This window comes from Mycobacterium angelicum, assembly GCF_002086155.1.
In the GTDB taxonomy this organism is placed as follows: domain Bacteria; phylum Actinomycetota; class Actinomycetes; order Mycobacteriales; family Mycobacteriaceae; genus Mycobacterium; species Mycobacterium angelicum.
This window is the reverse complement of record NZ_MVHE01000406.1, coordinates 1-265: the sequence shown is the minus strand read 5'-3', so window position 1 is coordinate 265 and position 265 is coordinate 1. Positions and strand designations below refer to the sequence as shown.

Annotated in this window: 1 pseudogene; it reads right to left on the bottom strand. The window is 65.3% G+C overall.

Features of this window, described 5'->3' with window-relative positions:
• Positions 1–250 (bottom strand): annotated as a pseudogene (locus BST12_RS30015) (hypothetical protein); the annotation flags it as partial.
• Between the last annotated feature and the right edge of the window lie 15 nt (positions 251–265).

The following is a 265-nucleotide window of genomic DNA, read 5'->3' as shown; positions in this document are numbered from 1 at the left end:
GTTGCGCAAGGTCGTTGGGCGTGGGCTCGGTGGACGAGGTCGTGGCACCCGCAGCGCGCCGGTGTTCGTCGATTTCCCGGACAACGGCGGCGATCTGCTCGGCCGACGCCCGGTCATTTGGATCGGACAGCAACGACGGATGCTGCCGGGACTCTGCCCGTTGACCGGCACGCCTGCGCGCCGCTACCCGGCTCCGATTTGTGTGCAGTGGAATGACATTCGCTCTGGTTTCGCCCGCCACGTTACCCATCCAAACCTATCTGAG